Origin of the sequence: Streptococcus sp. 4094, assembly GCF_013277125.1 — a bacterium.
Lineage (GTDB): Bacteria > Bacillota > Bacilli > Lactobacillales > Streptococcaceae > Streptococcus.
The window spans coordinates 1-16,760 of record NZ_VMMI01000029.1 but is presented as its reverse complement, the minus strand read 5'-3'; the positions used below and the strand labels follow the sequence as shown (position 1 = coordinate 16,760).

The following is a 16,760-nucleotide window of genomic DNA, read 5'->3' as shown; positions in this document are numbered from 1 at the left end:
CATATTAGACGAAAGTCATTTTGAGTGATATGATAGGACTATCGTTATACTCAATGAAAATCAAAGAGCAAACTAGGAAGCTAGCCGTAGGTTGCTCAAAACACTGTTTTGAGGTTGTAGATGGAACTGACGTAGTCAGTATCCTACACATACGGCAAGGCGACGTTAACGAGGTTTGAAGAGATTTTCGAAGAGTATTAAAAGAAAAAAGACTAGATTTCTCCAGCCTTTCATTTCTAATTAGAATTTTTTACGTTTACGAGCTGCTTCTGATTTACGTTTACGTTTTACAGAAGGTTTTTCATAGAATTCACGTTTGCGTGTTTCTTGAAGAGTACCAGCTTTAGTAACCGCACGTTTGAAACGACGAAGTGCGTCGTCAAGAGATTCATTCTTACGTACTACTGTTTTAGACATTTTTTTCACTCCCTTCAAGTTCAATATCTATTTCATTCTACACGTAAAAGGAATAATTGTCAAGCAAAAATGCGGTTTAATTTTGATTTTTTCTTACATTTATACAAGAGTTGAAAGCGTTCAATAGAACATTGCTTTTTATTTTTCAAGTAAGCTAAGCGCTTCAGCATCCGCAATGATGGTCACATCAGGGTGATTTTGAAGGCTACTTGCAGGTAGATTCTCAGTCACTGGGCCAGACACTGTTCCGGCAATGGCTTCTGCTTTTGATTCACCGTAGGCAAAGAGAAGGATTGACTTGGCATCCAAAATGTTTTTAATCCCCATTGAAATAGCTTGGGTTGGGACATCTTCAATCTTGTCAAAGAAACGTGCGTTTGCTTCGATAGTAGACTGGTCCAGTTCGACTAGATGCGTTTGACTGTCAAATGGAGTACCAGGCTCATTAAAGCCGATATGCCCATTGCGACCAATTCCCAAGATTTGCAGGTCAACTGGATGGTCAGCCAAAATTTGGTTGTAGCGTTCAACTTCAGCTTCAGCATGATCCTTAACCCCACGAGGCAAGAAACTTTCTTTAAATGGTTTTTGGTTGAACAAGTTTTCTTGCATGAAGTGACGGTAAGACTGAGGATTGTCGCCATCAAGGCCTACATACTCATCAAGGTTGACACTGGTTAGATTTGAAAAATCAAGGTCACTTTCAACAATTTCCTTGTAAAATTCAAGTGGGCTACTTCCTGTCGCAAGTCCTAGAGTTTGAGCGCCATTTGCCAACTTTTCTTTCAAAATCTCAAAAGCAACTTTTCCACCTTCGATTTGGTTTTCAACTTTAATAACTTTCATCTTTTCATCCTCCATTTCTATCTATATTTATTATATGGTATAGACCAATTTTTGTCAAGTGAAAACGGTTTAATTTCTAAAAAAAGAGCGTCCAAACTTGAAACATGTTATAATGGATAAGATTAGAACTTAGAAAGAATGAACAGATATATGAATACAGCTGATTTTGATTTCCACTTACCCGAGGAATTGATTGCCCAAACACCCCTTGAAAAACGGGATGCTTCTAAACTTCTCATCGTCAACCGTGAGACAGGAGAAATGCAGGATAAACACTTCCACTCTATTATTGATATGCTGGAACCTGGTGATGCCCTTGTCATGAACGACACCCGAGTTCTCCCCGCTCGCCTCTATGGTCAAAAAGAGGAGACAGGAGGTCATGTGGAACTTCTCCTACTCAAAAATACTACTGGAGATGAGTGGGAGGTTCTGGCTAAACCTGCCAAGCGCCTCAAGGTTGGCACTCGCGTCAGCTTTGGTGATGGTCGCCTCAGCGCTGTCGTTACAGAAGAATTGACCCATGGGGGCCGTATTGTCCGCTTCGAATACCAAGGAATTTTCCTAGAAGTTTTGGAAAGTCTGGGAGAAATGCCTCTGCCACCTTATATCCACGAAAAACTGGATGACCGCGAACGCTATCAAACTGTTTACGCCAAGGAAAGTGGCTCTGCTGCAGCACCAACTGCTGGTCTTCACTTCACCAAAGAGCTGCTGGCAGAAATCCAAGCTAAGGGTGTTCATCTAGTCTATCTGACTCTTCATGTCGGACTCGGAACCTTTAGACCCGTTTCAGTTGACAATCTGGACGAACACGAAATGCACTCAGAATTTTACCAACTTTCTGAGGAAGCAGCTGCAACCCTTCGCTCTGTTAAGGAAAATGGTGGTCGCGTCATCGCTGTCGGAACCACTTCTATCCGCACCTTGGAGACTATTGGTTCCAAGTTTGATTGGCAAATCCAAGCAGATTCTGGCTGGACCAATATCTTTATCAAACCTGGCTACGAATGGAAGGTTGTAGATGCCTTTTCAACCAATTTCCACCTGCCAAAATCAACTCTGGTCATGTTAGTTTCTGCCTTTGCAGGCCGTGAATTAGTCTTAGATGCTTACCATCATGCCATCCAAGAACACTACCGCTTCTTTAGTTTTGGCGATGCCATGTTTATTTATTGAGCAAGAATTTCTCTAAATCTTCTAATACCAATAAATCGCTAAGACATTATTTCAAAGAACATCTACAATTGAAACTCTAGCTAGCTGTAGAGGACGCCTAGTACATTGAAATTAAAATGCTTCCCCCTAGCTTCGAAAATATTGCCATATATTACATTGACTCTCCAAATTGTTTCATCTATATTTTATTTCAGCTTCCTATATTTTCTTCGCTGTTTGTAAATCAAAAAGCAAGACACATGAGTAGCACCATATTTGTTACTCTTATCTGTCCTCTCAAGAGACTATTATGAGTTGTTTCAGAATCATTCACTACTTTGACCCTGACTCTCCTTAGTCTCAAAATCAAAGACTTATACTCTTCGAAAATCTCTTCAAACCGCGTCANNCTACAACCTCAAAGCAGTGCGTTGAGCAACCTGCGGCTAGTTTCCTAGTTTGCTCTTTGATTTTCATTGAGTATTAAACAAAAAGTGAACAAACCTGAATTCTAATGTACAGAAGACTAGGCTTGTTCACTTTTTTATAGTCGCTATAAGATGAGCTTATCTATAGCTTTTTATACATAATTATATATTCAGACATACTATTATCAATTTTGTCGCAGGGAGGAATCTATTAACGCACCCATTCACCATTATCATTGACTCTATAGCCATCTATACTTGTATTGACCGCTAGCTCACCCGATGCATTTACATAATACCATTTACCACCAACTTGGAACCATTGATTGGCTTTCATAGAACCGTTGCTGTTGAGGTAGTACCATGAACCATTATTTTGTAGCCAACCTGTCTCCATGGAACCATTATCGTTTAGATAGTACCATGAACCATCAACTTGCTCCCAACCTGTTGCCATGGAACCATCAGTATTATAAAAATACCACATAGCATTTTCTTGTTTCCAGCCTGTTGTTGGAGCAACTGGTTTAGCTGGTTCTACTGCTGCATCTGTTCCTTGATTAGATGTAACAGATCCAGGATACGAAGGAATAGATGATTTCTTAGGAACAACAACTTTTTCAGGTTCTCTCGTCCCTCTCCTTATACGTCTTTTTACCATCTCTTTAGTAATTTGACGAGAAGTAGTTTCTTCAATTGTTCCATCACGTTCATCTACAGTATACATTGTAGTAAGCGTAATTTCACCAATTTCTCCTGCTTCTTCTACTTCTTGACCCTTATCAAGAGTTGGGTCATCGAGATACTCTGTTTCGATTGGAATTACTTTTGTTTCAATGCTATCCTTAGCCGGAACCTTAACGATAATAGGTGTAGCTGCTTTAGTAACCATCTCTGAAACATCTGCTACCGTAATATCGCCTGTCTTAGAATCAACTTTATAACTAGTCGTAACTGTTTTCAGTCCATCTTCGCTTGGAATAGTCGTAGGTTGGCTTCCTCTTGTATGTTCTGGATCCTTTTCATATCTCACTTCCGTAGAAGTTGTAAGTTCAGTTGTTTCAGTCGGCTTTGTTCCAACTTTAACAACTTTCTTAACCATCGCAGTTGTTACTTCACTGGTCTTCTTATCTTCTACTGCCTTACCACCTTCGATTTTATAAGTAGTCGTAATGGTTTCAGTTCCTACCTTACCTGGACGAGTTGGATCATCTTTCTTTTCCCCTTTAACAAGAGTTGGATCTGCTTCATACTCTGTTTCGATTGGAATAGCCTTTGTTTCAACGCTATCCTTAGCCGGAACCTTAACGATAATAGGTGTAGCTGCTTTAGTAACCATCTCTGAAACATCTGCTACCGTAATATCGCCTGTCTTAGAATCAACTTTATAACTAGTCGTAACTGTTTTCAGTCCATCTTCGCTTGGAATAGTCGTAGGTTGGCTTCCTCTTATATGTTCTGGATCCTTTTCATACCTCACTTCCGTGGAAATTGTAGGCTCAGTTGTTTCAGTCGGTTTTGTCCCGACTTTAACCACTTTCTTAACCATCGCAGTTGTTACTTCACTGGTCTTCTTATCTTCTACTGCCTTACCACCTTCGATTTTATAAGTAGTCGTAATGGTTTCAGTTCCTACCTTACCTGGACGAGTTGGATCATCTTTCTTTTCCCCTTTAACAAGAGTTGGATCTGCTTCATACTCTGTTTCGATTGGAATTACTTTTGTTTCAACGCTATCCTTAGCCGGAACCTTAACGATAATAGGTGTAGCTGCTTTAGTAACCGTCTCTGAAACATCTGCTACCGTAATATCGCCTGTCTTAGAATCAACTTTATAACTAGTCGTAACTGTTTTCAGTCCATCTTCGCTTGGAATAGTCGTAGGTTGGCTTCCTCTTGTATGTTCTGGATCCTTTTCATATCTCACTTCCGTAGAAGTTGTAGGCTCAGTTGTTTCAGTCGGCTTTGTTCCAACTTTAACAACTTTCTTAACCATCGCAGTTGTTACTTCACTGGTCTTCTTATCTTCTACTGCCTTACCACCTTCGATTTTATAAGTAGTCGTAATGGTTTCAGTTCCTACCTTACCTGGACGAGTTGGATCATCTTTCTTTTCCCCTTTAGCAAGAGTTGGATCCGCTTCATATTCTGTTTCGATTGGAATTACTTTTGTTTCAACGCTATCCTTAGCCGGAACCTTAACAATAATATTTCCTACTTCATCAACATCAGTCTCCGGTTCCTCTCCTTTACGGCGGGTATCGTCTTTAATAAATGTCACTCCTGTTCCATCAGCATGAACAAAACTTGTATTCAGGATTCCTCCTAAAAATAAAGTTAGCCCGATTATCACAGAACCAAAAATCTTTCCGAGTTTACGTAATGCATAGCGCTTATTGGTATTAGATTTTGCCATTACATCCTCCTTCTAAAATTTACTACTTCTAGTATAGCATCTTTTCTGGCAAATGTTAAATAATATATTTCATATATCAAATAAACTTAGAATGATATATTGATTATTGAACTAACACTTTAACTATATCGTAATCAATCTCATATATAGAGGATTGCAGACATCTTATCCAAATACATGCTAATATATTTAGATACAAACATTCCAACTTGATAATTTTCACTCATCTTTCATCATTCTTTATACAACTATGCAGTAGCAATCGAATAGTTTGCTCATCAGAATGAGACTATTTTAATGTTAGATATTTTGATAGAAAAACATAAATAAAATTGGTGGAATTTAATTCCCTAACTCGATAGAGGATTCTATTTTAAATTTAACAACAGCTAGGATTACACTATAAAAAGCGTATTACCACCTGTTCGACTGGAGAATCTAGTCGATTAGCTCCCTCTTAGTTACAAGCTTAAAGAAGGAACTAGAACATCTGTCTTGTGCTAATCAATATGCTATTTTAAAGTTGCAAATAAACTTGGGATGCCAATTATTATATTTACAATAAATAGTTGACTTAAATGAAAACAGAAAAGAGAATTCAACATTCTTCCCTACTTATCTGATAATAAATAAGATCCGCAAGATAGCCTTTTCTCTCTACAGCATTGGTAATAGTCTTTAGATAGGACATTCCAGCCTTCTCCATAACACGACCTGAAGCTGGATTGAGACTGGCATATCGTGCTCTAACTTTTTGAAAGCCTGCTTGAGTAAAACAAAAATCTAAGACAGCTTTCAAGGCCTCTGTCATCATCCCAAGTCCCCAGTAAGCCTTGCCTAAAACATAGCCAATTTCACAAGAAGAATCGTTCTCATCCATTTCAACGATGCTGATATCTCCTATCACTTGCTCAGGATTTTCTTTGAGACAAATAGCCCATTTGTAATAGTTGGGATTTGTATAGGAGGCAACCCAGTTACGAATCGAGTTCCGAGTCACCTCGACATCAGGATGGGGATCCCAAGTGACGTAGGTTAGATTCTCAGCAGATGAAGCCCAATTATCAAACATGGCTTGAGCATCATCTTCCACAAATCTCCTCAAGATCAATCGTTCAGTTTCTATAGTTTGTGTACCTAGTTCTTTCATAATCGTAACTCGCTTTCTATTTGAATGTTCAAGCTAAAAATGTCCACTGGACCTTCTTAGTTTTCTTATTTCTAGGATCAGGGTAAAAACACTTTACTCATAAACATTGAGAAAACAACAGTTTCCTCTAATTTTATGACGCAGTAGCTGTCTGGCTTGAGGGGGTGAGACAACGAAATCGAACTCTTCGAGTTACCGATTTCTGTCTCACTCCCAAAAATCATCAAATACGGTGATTGGTAGGTGGCGTTTATGTTGACCTTTGTGCCACCAGTTTTCGATAGTCGTTTGGGCTTCTGGGCTGATTGTTTTGCCTTCTAGGTAGTCGTCAATCTCTTCATAAGTGACTCCGAGGGCTACTTCATCAGCTAGACCTGGTTTATCTTCTTCTAGGTCTGCTGTTGGGATTTTTTCATAAAGGGCTGGGTCTGCACCAAGTTCCTGCAAGAGTTGTTTTCCTTGACGCTTATTGAGGCGGTAAAGAGGGAGAATATCCGCACCACCGTCACCAAACTTGGTAAAGAAACCTGTGATATTTTCCGCGGCGTGGTCTGTTCCAATGACCGCTCCGCTATAGGAACCAGCAAGGGCATACTGAGCAATCATACGGCAACGAGCCTTGATATTTCCCCTGTTAAAGTCTGAAACAGAGCTACCTGTCGCCTCAACTGCAGCTGTCATCGCGTCAGCCGATTCCTTGATATTCACCACCAAACTGACATCTGGCTGGATAAAGGCTAGGGCTTTTTGAGCATCTGCTTCATCAGCTTGTACTCCGTATGGCAGGCGAACAGCGATAAATTTGTAGCTATCATCGCCCGTCTCTGCTCGCAGTTCTTCCATAGCTAGTTGAGCCAAACGACCTGCCAAAGTCGAGTCCTGCCCTCCAGAAATCCCTAGCACAAAGGTTTTTAGGAAAGGATGTTTTTTCAGGTATCTCTTTAAGAAATCAATGGAACGACGGATTTCTTCCTGGGCATCAATCACTGGTTTCACGCCCAGTTCTTGGATAATCGCTTCTAGCAAACTCATTCTTCTTCTCCTTCACCAAGGGCTTCCTTGCGCATCTTATCAATCAAGTCCATCTTGTCTTGCCATACATCACGCGCCAAATCTACTGGATAATGTTGCGGATTGAGCACGCGCTTGTACTCATCCCAAAGCTTGTCAAATTCCTTACGAGCATAATCCTGAATCTCAGGCAAACTAGGCAGGTTATAAATCAATTTCCCGTCCTTGAAAATATCCACCAAGAGAGGCACAGCATCAAAATTACGAACCGTCTTCTTGATATAAGTATAGGTCGGATGGAACATCTTGATTTCTGTCATGTCACTCACATTCACACCATCATAAGTGATGTAGTCACCCTCTGACTTGCCTTTTTCACGACTGGTAATGCGCCACACCTGCTTCTTACCTGGCGTAGACACTTTTTCCGCATTATTAGACAGCTTGATGGTATTGCGCATCTGACCATTTTCATCTTCGATGGCAACAATCTTATAAACTGCACCAAGAGCTGGCTGGTCATAGGCTGTGATCAGCTTGGTACCCACGCCCCAGACATCAATCTTGGCCTTTTGCATCTTGAGGTTGAGGATAGTATTTTCGTCCAAATCATTAGAAGCATAAATCTTAGCCTCTGTAAATCCAGCCTCGTCCAGTTGCTGACGGACTTTCTTGGAAATGTAGGCAATATCCCCAGAGTCAATCCGCACACCCATAAAGTTAATCTGGTCACCCAGCTCACGCGCCACCTGAATTGCAGCGGGTACCCCAATACGAAGGGTGTCATAGGTATCCACAAGAAAAACGCAATTTTTGTGGGTCGCAGCGTAAGCCTTGAAAGCCTCATAGTCGTTACCATAAACCTGTACCAAAGAATGGGCATGGGTCCCCAAGACAGGAATGTCAAAGAGTTTACCAGCGCGCACGTTGCTGGTTCCATTGGCTCCACCAATCACCGCTGCGCGTGTTCCCCAGATAGCCGCATCCATTTCTTGAGCCCGACGTGTCCCAAACTCCATCAAAGGTTCATCTTCAATAACTGAACGAATACGAGCTGCCTTAGTCGCCACCAAGGTTTGGTAGTTGACGATGTTCAAAAGAGCCGTTTCGACCAATTGACATTGGGCTAGAGGGCCTTCCACTTGCACAATCGGTTCATTAGCAAAGACCAAGTCCCCTTCTTGGGCAGAACGAACGGTCAGCTCCAACTTGAAATTGCGGAGGTAGTCCAAGAATGCCCCATGATAGCCTAGAGACTCCAAATAGGCAATATCACTATCTGAAAAACGCAAATCTTCAAGATAGTTCACAATTCTTTCCAAACCAGCAAAAACCGCATAGCCGTTCTTAAAAGGCTGTTGGCGGAAATAAACCTCAAAGACCGCCTTTTTATTGTGAATCCCTTGGTCAAAGTAAACCTGCATCATGTTAATCTGGTACAAGTCCGTGTGCAATGTCAAACTATCATCTGGATACATACTTTTCCTACTTCCTTAACTAGAAATACATGAAAATTTTCAAAAACTTTCATGCATTCCAATAAATTAGTACTATTATATCACATTTTAGCTGGATTGAGAAAAGAGTAACAAGCTATTCACCACTCTCTAGTTCATCCATATCTTGTTCAAACTTTTTCTGAGCCCATTCACCATAGCTCTTAAGACCAAGATTGCCGATAAAAACCCAAGGAAGGTAAATGACATAAGTAATTGCCCAAGCAGACAGGTATTTAACGTTCAAAGGATTGTGCTGATAAATTTCTATGTTGAATTGATAATTCTGTAACATCAAAAGAGCCGTAATAGCCAATGTTAGGAAAAAACAACCCAAAATCGTAAAATGAAAACGACTATAGTAGGTCACTCCCAGATAACGGGCACGGTTGAAAAAGAAGAAAATTCCTACTATCAGAGTATAGACTAGAAAATTCGGATTAAAAAGAGAGGGAGCTAATACAGCCACCAAATAGCTTAGAAGCACAAGTCCAATAAAGAGTGAAAAAGACTCTGCCCCAGCTTTATTGATTAATTGTTCTTCTCTTTCGTCAAGTAATTGATAATGAATGAATTTATTTACCATCTTCTTCCTCCCAAAATAGTTGGTCTAGGGTTTTCCCTAAACATCTGCAAATAGACTGGCAAAGCGAGAGACTGGGATTATATTTTCCCGCCTCTATCAAACCAATAGTCTGGCGCGTCACCCCCACAGCCTCTGCCAGTTGACCTTGAGTTAAATCAAGCTCAACCCGAGCTAATTTTAATTTTAAATTTTTAGCCACCTGCGTCCTCCTTATAGTTTTAAAAAGTTGCGCCTCTTTTTAACAACATTATATCATATATCTAACTTAATGCAATATATAAATGTCATTTTGTACAATTTTATTAACAAAAAACTCTCTACCACATAAATGATAAAGAGTTTTCTGCTTATTAATTTTTTTCAAAATATCTAAGACATCGCTTCTTTGTTTAATTTGATAAACTTTGATACCTAAGCTCCGACTTTATCACTTAAAAATAAAAAAGGACAGCTAATCCCTTGCACATCAAGGGATTTCGCCATTCTTTAATCTCGTTTAAGTGTTGTATATGGAGCTTTGCATAATTTTTTAAAACTAAACAACTACATTAAGCTCGAACTGTGACACTAGTTCCATCTTCTTTGTAGAGATTGATGAGTCCTTCTTTTAATGCACGAACCATGTCTCCTGCTTGAACAGGTTGTGGGACTTTGATTGTCAAGAGTTCCATCGGATTTGGAGCGCGATCGATTTTATTTCCCTTTGCATCGTGCAAATCTTCAATATACGTTTCAAAATGACGGAAACCTGGGCCATAAAACTCAACTTGGTCACCTTCGTTAATAACGTTCCGTTGACGAATGGTTGCTGTTTGTGTTGCATCATCATAAGAAACCACTTCAGCGACAAACTTGTACTCAGGAATTTTACGACGAGCACCAAATAACTGTTCATTTTCAGATGGTGTACCGTAGTAGAAGCCTGTTGCCAATTCACGTTGGGCAACCTTCCACATCTCATCAATCAAGTCCTGCTTAATAGCTTCAAACTTCTCTGGACTTTCAAGATAGGCATCCACAGCCGCCTTGTAGCAGTTGGTTACTGTTGAAACATAGTGAATAGACTTCATACGTCCTTCAATTTTAAGACTATCCACACCATTTTTAATCATATCTGGGATATGGTCAATCATAGACATATCAACGGCTGACATCGAAAATTCTTCTGGAATCTCTCCCTTAAGGCTCTTACGTTCTTTCCCAAAAGGCATATCGTAAAGGTCATATTTCCAACGGCAAGACTGAGAACATCCACCACGGTTGGCATCACGCATACTCATGTGGTTTGAAAGAGTACAACGACCAGAGTAAGAAATACACATGGCTCCGTGGACAAAGGCTTCAATCTCAACATCTGTACGTTTGCGGATTTCAGCTAATTCTTCCATCGAAACCTCACGCGCCAAAACGACACGAGTCAAGCCCAGTTCTTTCCAGAACTCAAGGGTTTCATAGTTAGTTGCACTTGCTTGGGTAGAGAGGTGGATTTCAAGACCAGGCGCTTCAGTCGCTGCAATCATGATCAAGGCTGGGTCAGATACGATAACTGCGGCAATCCCGATATCACGTAGTTTACGGAACCACTCACCAGCACCAGCTTCATTTCCTTCGTGCATAACCATATTGGCAGCTACATAGACTTTGGCACCGTACTTGGCCGCAAACTGGACACCTTCTTCCATCTGTTCAAAGGTAAAGTTTCCGGCACGGCTACGAAGACCATAGGCCTGACCACCAATAAAGACAGCATCTGCCCCATACTGAACAGCTACCTTTAGCTTCTCTAAAGTCCCTGCAGGTGATAAAACCTCAGGACGTTTTAATGTTTTTGTCATGTTTTCTCCTATTTGCAATATAAAAGTTTGACGTTTTTCCTTCTCATTTTATAGTAAATAAGCCATAAAATCAAGCCTAGACAGATTGTTTTGACAATTCTAATCTTTTAAACTTTGCATAATAACTGTTAAACTGTCGAAAATTAACCCAGTTTTAACAGGTAGTCAAAAAGTCTAGAAAAGTAAAAACCAGTACCCAAAGATACTGGCTCATTAAACTACATAAATTAGTCCTTAGATGACTATTCCCATTCTATTGTTTTCTAAATTGATAAGGTTTGATATAGTTTAAAATTAAGGATTTATACTAGTTATTTTTATAAGAATTTATTAGAATTAATTTCTATTGTTTGCAGAGTTGAAATTAATGTGTAACAAAAACACAACATTTTTTATATAATAGTATTAGTAATAAAAAGGTGGTGATATAGTAAGATTAGCTGTTAGACTAGCAATAGAAACACGAAATAGTATCGATGCTCTAAAAAAAGAAATAAAAGCAACTGGAGAATTTGATAATCTTCATCTTACTAATGGGTTTGTCGTAAATCAAGCTTATTTAGATTCTAAAAAAATTACTGCTGAACAAAACTGGGATAAAGTATTAAAATTTGGGTCTCAAGTTGAAGAACGAAGTGCCCCAAAAACTCGAACTGATTTACAAGTAAATCAAACTACTATTGATGATATTGCTGAGTTAAAAAAGATTTTACCTCTATATACAGAAACAAATTATGTAACCACTTCTTTTGTTATCAGAATGATAGTGAGGGGTTCTCTTTTAGTGCGTCACGGAAAAATTTAGGCTTCAAGCCTATTTTTTTTATTTCAATTTTATGTGTCGACAAAACACGACACTTATTTTATAACAGTGGCGTGAAATAATTACAACACTGAAATTATATAAAGAAGGTTCAACAATGCTTAGATCAATTTTTAATGCAGAATACATTTATTTGACTATTTTTTGTAGTGTTAAATATTTTATGTGTTTAACTTTACATTTTAGGAAGAGGAGAAGTTTATAATCAGTTTTTGAAGAAAAAAGTATAAAAAATGCTATAATAGAATACATATAGTAGGGGAGGAGAATTACAATTGTTACCTAAAAAAATTATCACACCTAAAGTACCACCTATTAAAATCCAAGGAATAAAAACTAAATTAGTTCCATTTATTGCTGAATCAATAAAGTGGGATGGTAAAGGAACATACTTTGAACCATTTATGGGATCTGGTGTAGTAGGTTTTAATTTAGAACCACAGAAGGCTATTTTTAGTGACACCAATCCCTATATCATTCAATTTTACAAAGATATTCAATCAAAGAAGATTACTGCTCAAACAGTTAGAACTTTTTTAGAAAATGAAGCAACTAAATTATCTAGTACTCCGGCTGATAAGACATCTTATTACTATGAAGTTAGAGATAGATTTAATAAAGAACATAGCTCTTTAGATTTTTTATTTTTACAACGTTCCAATTTTAATGGAATGATACGTTTTAATAATAAAGGTAATTATAATGTTCCTTTTGGACGAAAACCAGAGAGATTTCAAAAAGCATTGATTACAAAAATTGTAAATCAAGTTTCATGGATTGAAAAAATAATGAAGGGTAAAGATTGGGAATTTATCTGTATTCCTTTCACTAAAGCATTTGAGATGATGGGAGAAAATGACTTTGTTTATTTAGACCCTCCGTACATTGATCGATATGATGGATATTATGATTCTTGGAGTGAAGAATACGCGACATTACTCGCAGAACTTACTCAAAAAGGAAAAGCAGGATACGCCTTTAGTATGTGGTACGAAAATCAGTATAGAAAAAATACCCACATGGAAAAATGGACGGATGGAAAGTTGTTAACTACTGAACATTTTTATCACTTAGGAGCAAAGGAATCTAATCGAAATAAAATGATAGAAGCCCTAGTAATAAGTGAATCTAATTCAAACCTAAATGAAGTGCATCCTGAACAAGAGCAAATTAGCCTTTTTGAAATATAAAAAATAGAGCGAACTGCTCTATTTTTTATCAAATGTTTCCTCGTACTGAGATAGATAATCTGAATATAATTGTTTTAATTCTAGCGATTTAGGTTCATCTGTTTTAGAAAGCCAATCAAAATATCCTTCAAGATTATTATATAAAGATTGTTTTACCTTTTGGGTATCAGTATATCTTGGGTAATGTTTCCAATAATCTTTAAACACATCATCTCCTAAAACGGAGAAAGGGCCTGCACCATAAACAAAAGGCTTAATGGATGTTGAAGTAATTGTTCCAATATTATCGGTATTTCCACTGCCTTTCTTATCACCACATATTCTATACTTTTCTTGAACAAACATTTCTATATTTTTATATGCAGGAATTATAGAATCTAATTTCTCAAAATTAACTTTTCCAGTAGTTGGTTTCGTCTCTCGAGTATAGACAACACCTAAAATATAATGACCGTCATAATCAGAGTAATGACCTACAATATTCTTTGTTCCATTTCTCATAAAACTTGTAAAACTACCTCCAGTAAAGCCAAATTTCGTATTTTCGCTTCTTCTGTAAGTAGTTTTTATATCGATGGCAATTTTTCGCCCATCTTGCTTTTTAAAATAAAAATCAGGGTATACAGTTTGTTTTTCAGATTCATGTAAAGTATAGCCCAATTCATTGGCTGAACGTTGCAATGCTTCAAAAGCTATAACTTCAAACAATCTACCTATAATCTTTGAATCACTCCCAAACGTGTAGATTTCCTTCTTTTTGTTTATAAAACCAACGAGTTCCCATTCATTTTCATTTTTTGGTAAATACTTAGCAATAGTATCAATTATTTTATCTGTATAAGGTGTCATTTACTCAGCTCCTTTGTTTGCGAATTGTTTGCGATTATTTAATTAAAGGCTCTGAAACATTGATTTCAAAGCCTTTTTATTGTAATTTTTCCTACTCCCACTCTACTGTTGCAGGTGGTTTACTTGTAATATCGTAGACGATACGGTTAACGTGATCTACTTCATTTACGATACGAACAGAGATTTTTTGAAGGACATCCCAAGGAATTTTGGCAAAGTCAGCAGTCATCCCATCGATAGAAGTGATAGCACGGATTGCAATTGTGTAGTCATACGTACGACCGTCACCCATAACACCAACTGAACGAACGCCTGTGTTAACAGTGAAGTATTGCCAGATATCGCGGTCAAGACCAGCTTTGGCAATTTCTTCACGGAGAATAGCGTCTGACTCACGAACGGTTTCAAGTTTTTCTTCAGTAATTTCTCCCATGACACGGATAGCAAGTCCTGGTCCTGGGAATGGTTGGCGCCATACGATATGGTCTGGCATACCAAGCTCTGTACCTAGGGCACGAACTTCGTCCTTATAAAGAGTGTTGAGTGGTTCGATGAGTTCAAACTGCATGTCTTCTGGAAGACCACCCACGTTGTGGTGTGACTTAATAGTTTGAGCTGTATCTGTACCAGACTCGATAACGTCTGTATATAAGGTACCTTGAGCAAGGAATTTCACATCTTTGAGCTTGCTTGCTTCGTCATCGAATACATAGACAAACTCGTTACCGATGATTTTACGTTTTTGTTCAGGGTCAGAAACGCCAGCAAGTTTATCAAGGAAACGTTTAGCAGCGTCTGCTTTAACGATATTCAAACCAAACTTACCACCAAGCATGTCCATAACTTGGTCCGCTTCTCCTTTACGAAGAAGACCGTGGTCTACGAAGATACAGATCAATTGATCGCCAATCGCTTTTTGGAGAAGAACCCCAACGACAGATGAGTCAACTCCACCTGATAGACCAAGAAGGACACGTTTATCACCAACAGTTTCACGAATTTTTTGGATCTGCATATCAATGAAGTTATCCATTGACCAGTCGCCTTTAGCCTTACAGATGTTAAGAGCAAAGTTACGAAGGATATCATTTCCGTATACAGAATGACGAACTTCTGGGTGGAATTGGATACCGTAAATGTGTTTATCTGGGTTTTCAATGGCTGCATAAGGGCAGTCAGCTGATGTACCTGTACGAACAAAGTCAGCAGGAATCTCAGTAACCGCATCACCATGGCTCATCAAAACAGTCTGCTCGTCTGGTGTTGATTCAAAAAGAGCTGATGGTGTGTGAGTAAGAGTTGATTGACCGTATTCACGATTTCCAGCATCACCTGCAGGGACAACTTTTCCTCCAAGTTTATGAGTTAATAACTGCATACCGTAACAAATTCCCAAAATAGGAATTCCGAGTTCGAAGATTTCTGGGTCAATATCAAATGAACCATCTTCGTATACAGAGTTTGGACCACCTGATAGAATAATTCCTACAGGATTGATTTCACGAACTTCAGCAGCTGAAATTTTATGGCTTTTTAGTTCTGAAAAAACACCAATCTCACGGATACGGCGTGAAATCAGCTGGTTGTACTGGCTACCATAGTCCAATACGATGATTTTTTCTACATCTTGCAAATCAGTTGAAATGTTGCTCATCTTTTTCCTTTCTCAAAAGAAATATCTTTTTCAATATTCTATCACAAATAAGGGCGAATTACCAACTAAACAAGGCGAAGTTTGACTTTTTCTAGTTTATTAGGGTACAATAGAGAAAAGATAGAAATGAAGTGAAAAATATGCTACCCGCTTATATGAAAATCCACGATCAGATTAAAAAGGATATTGACGAGCACCGTTGGTCCATTGGTGAAAGACTTCCCAGTGAAAGAGATTTAGCAGAGCAGTTTGCGGTCAGTCGCATGACCCTCCGCCAAGCTATATCTCTATTAGTTGAAGAAGGTGTTTTAGAGCGCAGAGTTGGAAGTGGCACCTTTGTATCCAGTACACGTGTACAAGAAAAGATGCGAGGGACAACCAGTTTTACTGAAATTGTTAAGTCCCAAGGTAAAGTTCCCTCTAGCCAGCTCATTTCTTACAGAAAAACCATCCCCAATGAGCAGGAAGTTGCCAAGTTAGGAATTTCTCCAACGGAAAATATTATCCGAATGGAACGTGTTCGCTATGCCGACAAAGTTCCTCTGGTTTATGAAGTTGCTTCTATTCCTGAAAAATTCATTAAGGACTTTAAAAAAGAAGAAATCACCAGTCATTTCTTCCAGACTCTACAAAAACATGGCTACCGTATTGGTAAATCACAGCAGACCATCTATGCTCGCCTTGCTAAAGAAAAAATTGCCCACTATTTGGAAGTTGAAAAAGGACACGCTATCCTTGGGCTGACTCAAGTTTCCTACCTAGAAGATGGGACAGCTTTTGAATACGTAAAAAGTCAGTATGTAGGCGAACGTTTTGAATTTTATCTTGAAAATAATTAATACTCTTCGAAAATCAAATTCAAACCGCGTCAACGTCACCTTGCCGTACTCAAGTACAGCCT

14 protein-coding genes are annotated in these 16,760 nt (G+C 38.7%); 3 read left to right on the top strand and 11 right to left on the bottom strand.

What is annotated here, in order from left to right; all coding sequences use genetic code 11:
- Positions 1-240 precede the first annotated feature (240 nt).
- Together rpsU and HT721_RS07000 are read right to left on the bottom strand one after the other, a co-directional pair.
- Entirely contained in the window at positions 241-417 is a 177-nt protein-coding gene (rpsU, locus tag HT721_RS07005) for a 30S ribosomal protein S21 (RefSeq protein ID WP_000048054.1), read from the bottom strand.
- Between the two features lie 138 nt (positions 418-555).
- The gene (locus tag HT721_RS07000; protein WP_000864588.1) at positions 556-1,263 is read right to left on the bottom strand and encodes a glucosamine-6-phosphate deaminase; all 708 of its coding nucleotides are present in this window, start codon (positions 1,261-1,263) and stop codon (positions 556-558) included.
- Positions 1,264-1,413: 150 nt separating this feature from the next.
- On the opposite strand from HT721_RS07000, the gene queA reads away from it, so the two are divergent.
- Positions 1,414-2,442 (top strand): tRNA preQ1(34) S-adenosylmethionine ribosyltransferase-isomerase QueA, encoded by a 1,029-nt coding sequence (gene queA / locus HT721_RS06995; RefSeq protein ID WP_173214177.1) that lies wholly within the window; start codon positions 1,414-1,416, stop codon positions 2,440-2,442.
- A gap of 618 nt (positions 2,443-3,060) precedes the next feature.
- Here queA and HT721_RS11380 read toward each other — a convergent pair.
- The 7 genes from HT721_RS11380 to HT721_RS06960 all read right to left on the bottom strand — a co-directional run bounded on the left by HT721_RS11380 (position 3,061) and on the right by HT721_RS06960 (position 11,343).
- Positions 3,061-5,265, bottom strand: coding sequence for a G5 domain-containing protein (locus HT721_RS11380; RefSeq protein ID WP_173229393.1), 2,205 nt, complete (start codon positions 5,263-5,265; stop codon positions 3,061-3,063).
- Between the two features lie 598 nt (positions 5,266-5,863).
- Positions 5,864-6,415, bottom strand: a complete 552-nt coding sequence (locus HT721_RS06985; protein ID WP_173229391.1) for a GNAT family N-acetyltransferase — start codon at positions 6,413-6,415, stop codon at positions 5,864-5,866.
- A gap of 207 nt (positions 6,416-6,622) precedes the next feature.
- On the bottom strand, positions 6,623-7,447 hold the full coding sequence (gene nadE / locus HT721_RS06980; RefSeq protein ID WP_173229389.1) for an ammonia-dependent NAD(+) synthetase: 825 nt from the start codon (positions 7,445-7,447) through the stop codon (positions 6,623-6,625).
- Positions 7,444-8,904, bottom strand: coding sequence for a nicotinate phosphoribosyltransferase (locus tag HT721_RS06975; protein WP_173229387.1), 1,461 nt, complete (start codon positions 8,902-8,904; stop codon positions 7,444-7,446). Before HT721_RS06975 ends, nadE begins: the two co-directional genes overlap by 4 nt.
- 115 nt (positions 8,905-9,019) lie before the next feature.
- Positions 9,020-9,508 carry a DUF6773 family protein gene (locus tag HT721_RS06970; protein ID WP_000247408.1) on the bottom strand — a complete coding sequence of 163 codons (489 nt, stop codon included), beginning with the start codon at positions 9,506-9,508 and terminating at the stop codon, positions 9,020-9,022.
- Positions 9,498-9,707 carry a helix-turn-helix transcriptional regulator gene (locus tag HT721_RS06965; RefSeq protein ID WP_001107500.1) on the bottom strand — a complete coding sequence of 70 codons (210 nt, stop codon included), beginning with the start codon at positions 9,705-9,707 and terminating at the stop codon, positions 9,498-9,500. Before HT721_RS06965 ends, HT721_RS06970 begins: the two co-directional genes overlap by 11 nt.
- Positions 9,708-10,056: 349 nt before the next feature.
- The gene (locus tag HT721_RS06960) at positions 10,057-11,343 is read right to left on the bottom strand and encodes a U32 family peptidase (RefSeq protein ID WP_173229385.1); all 1,287 of its coding nucleotides are present in this window, start codon (positions 11,341-11,343) and stop codon (positions 10,057-10,059) included.
- A gap of 1,098 nt (positions 11,344-12,441) precedes the next feature.
- On the opposite strand from HT721_RS06960, the gene HT721_RS06955 reads away from it, so the two are divergent.
- A complete protein-coding gene (locus HT721_RS06955; protein ID WP_050242102.1) occupies positions 12,442-13,356 on the top strand; it encodes a Dam family site-specific DNA-(adenine-N6)-methyltransferase in 915 nt (304 codons plus the stop codon).
- 18 nt (positions 13,357-13,374) lie between these two features.
- Here HT721_RS06955 and HT721_RS06950 read toward each other — a convergent pair whose 3' ends face one another.
- Both HT721_RS06950 and guaA read right to left on the bottom strand, forming a co-directional pair.
- A complete protein-coding gene (locus HT721_RS06950) occupies positions 13,375-14,205 on the bottom strand; it encodes a type II restriction endonuclease (RefSeq protein ID WP_173213653.1) in 831 nt (276 codons plus the stop codon).
- 91 nt (positions 14,206-14,296) lie between these two features.
- A complete protein-coding gene (gene guaA, locus HT721_RS06945; RefSeq protein WP_000065711.1) occupies positions 14,297-15,859 on the bottom strand; it encodes a glutamine-hydrolyzing GMP synthase in 1,563 nt (520 codons plus the stop codon).
- A 140-nt stretch (positions 15,860-15,999) separates the two neighbouring features.
- Between guaA and HT721_RS06940 the strand changes: the two genes are divergently transcribed.
- A complete protein-coding gene (locus HT721_RS06940; protein ID WP_050262058.1) occupies positions 16,000-16,698 on the top strand; it encodes a GntR family transcriptional regulator in 699 nt (232 codons plus the stop codon).
- Positions 16,699-16,760: the final 62 nt, after the last annotated feature.

Coding starts and splice junctions, on each gene's coding strand:
- rpsU (WP_000048054.1), bottom strand. CDS start 417: ATGTCTAAAACAGTAGTACGTAAGAATGAATCTCTTGACGACGCACTT.
- HT721_RS07000 (WP_000864588.1), bottom strand. CDS start 1,263: ATGAAAGTTATTAAAGTTGAAAACCAAATCGAAGGTGGAAAAGTTGCT.
- queA (WP_173214177.1), top strand. CDS start 1,414: ATGAATACAGCTGATTTTGATTTCCACTTACCCGAGGAATTGATTGCC.
- HT721_RS11380 (WP_173229393.1), bottom strand. CDS start 5,265: ATGGCAAAATCTAATACCAATAAGCGCTATGCATTACGTAAACTCGGA.
- HT721_RS06985 (WP_173229391.1), bottom strand. CDS start 6,415: ATGAAAGAACTAGGTACACAAACTATAGAAACTGAACGATTGATCTTG.
- nadE (WP_173229389.1), bottom strand. CDS start 7,447: ATGAGTTTGCTAGAAGCGATTATCCAAGAACTGGGCGTGAAACCAGTG.
- HT721_RS06975 (WP_173229387.1), bottom strand. CDS start 8,904: ATGTATCCAGATGATAGTTTGACATTGCACACGGACTTGTACCAGATT.
- HT721_RS06970 (WP_000247408.1), bottom strand. CDS start 9,508: ATGGTAAATAAATTCATTCATTATCAATTACTTGACGAAAGAGAAGAA.
- HT721_RS06960 (WP_173229385.1), bottom strand. CDS start 11,343: ATGACAAAAACATTAAAACGTCCTGAGGTTTTATCACCTGCAGGGACT.
- HT721_RS06950 (WP_173213653.1), bottom strand. CDS start 14,205: ATGACACCTTATACAGATAAAATAATTGATACTATTGCTAAGTATTTA.
- guaA (WP_000065711.1), bottom strand. CDS start 15,859: ATGAGCAACATTTCAACTGATTTGCAAGATGTAGAAAAAATCATCGTA.
- HT721_RS06940 (WP_050262058.1), top strand. CDS start 16,000: ATGCTACCCGCTTATATGAAAATCCACGATCAGATTAAAAAGGATATT.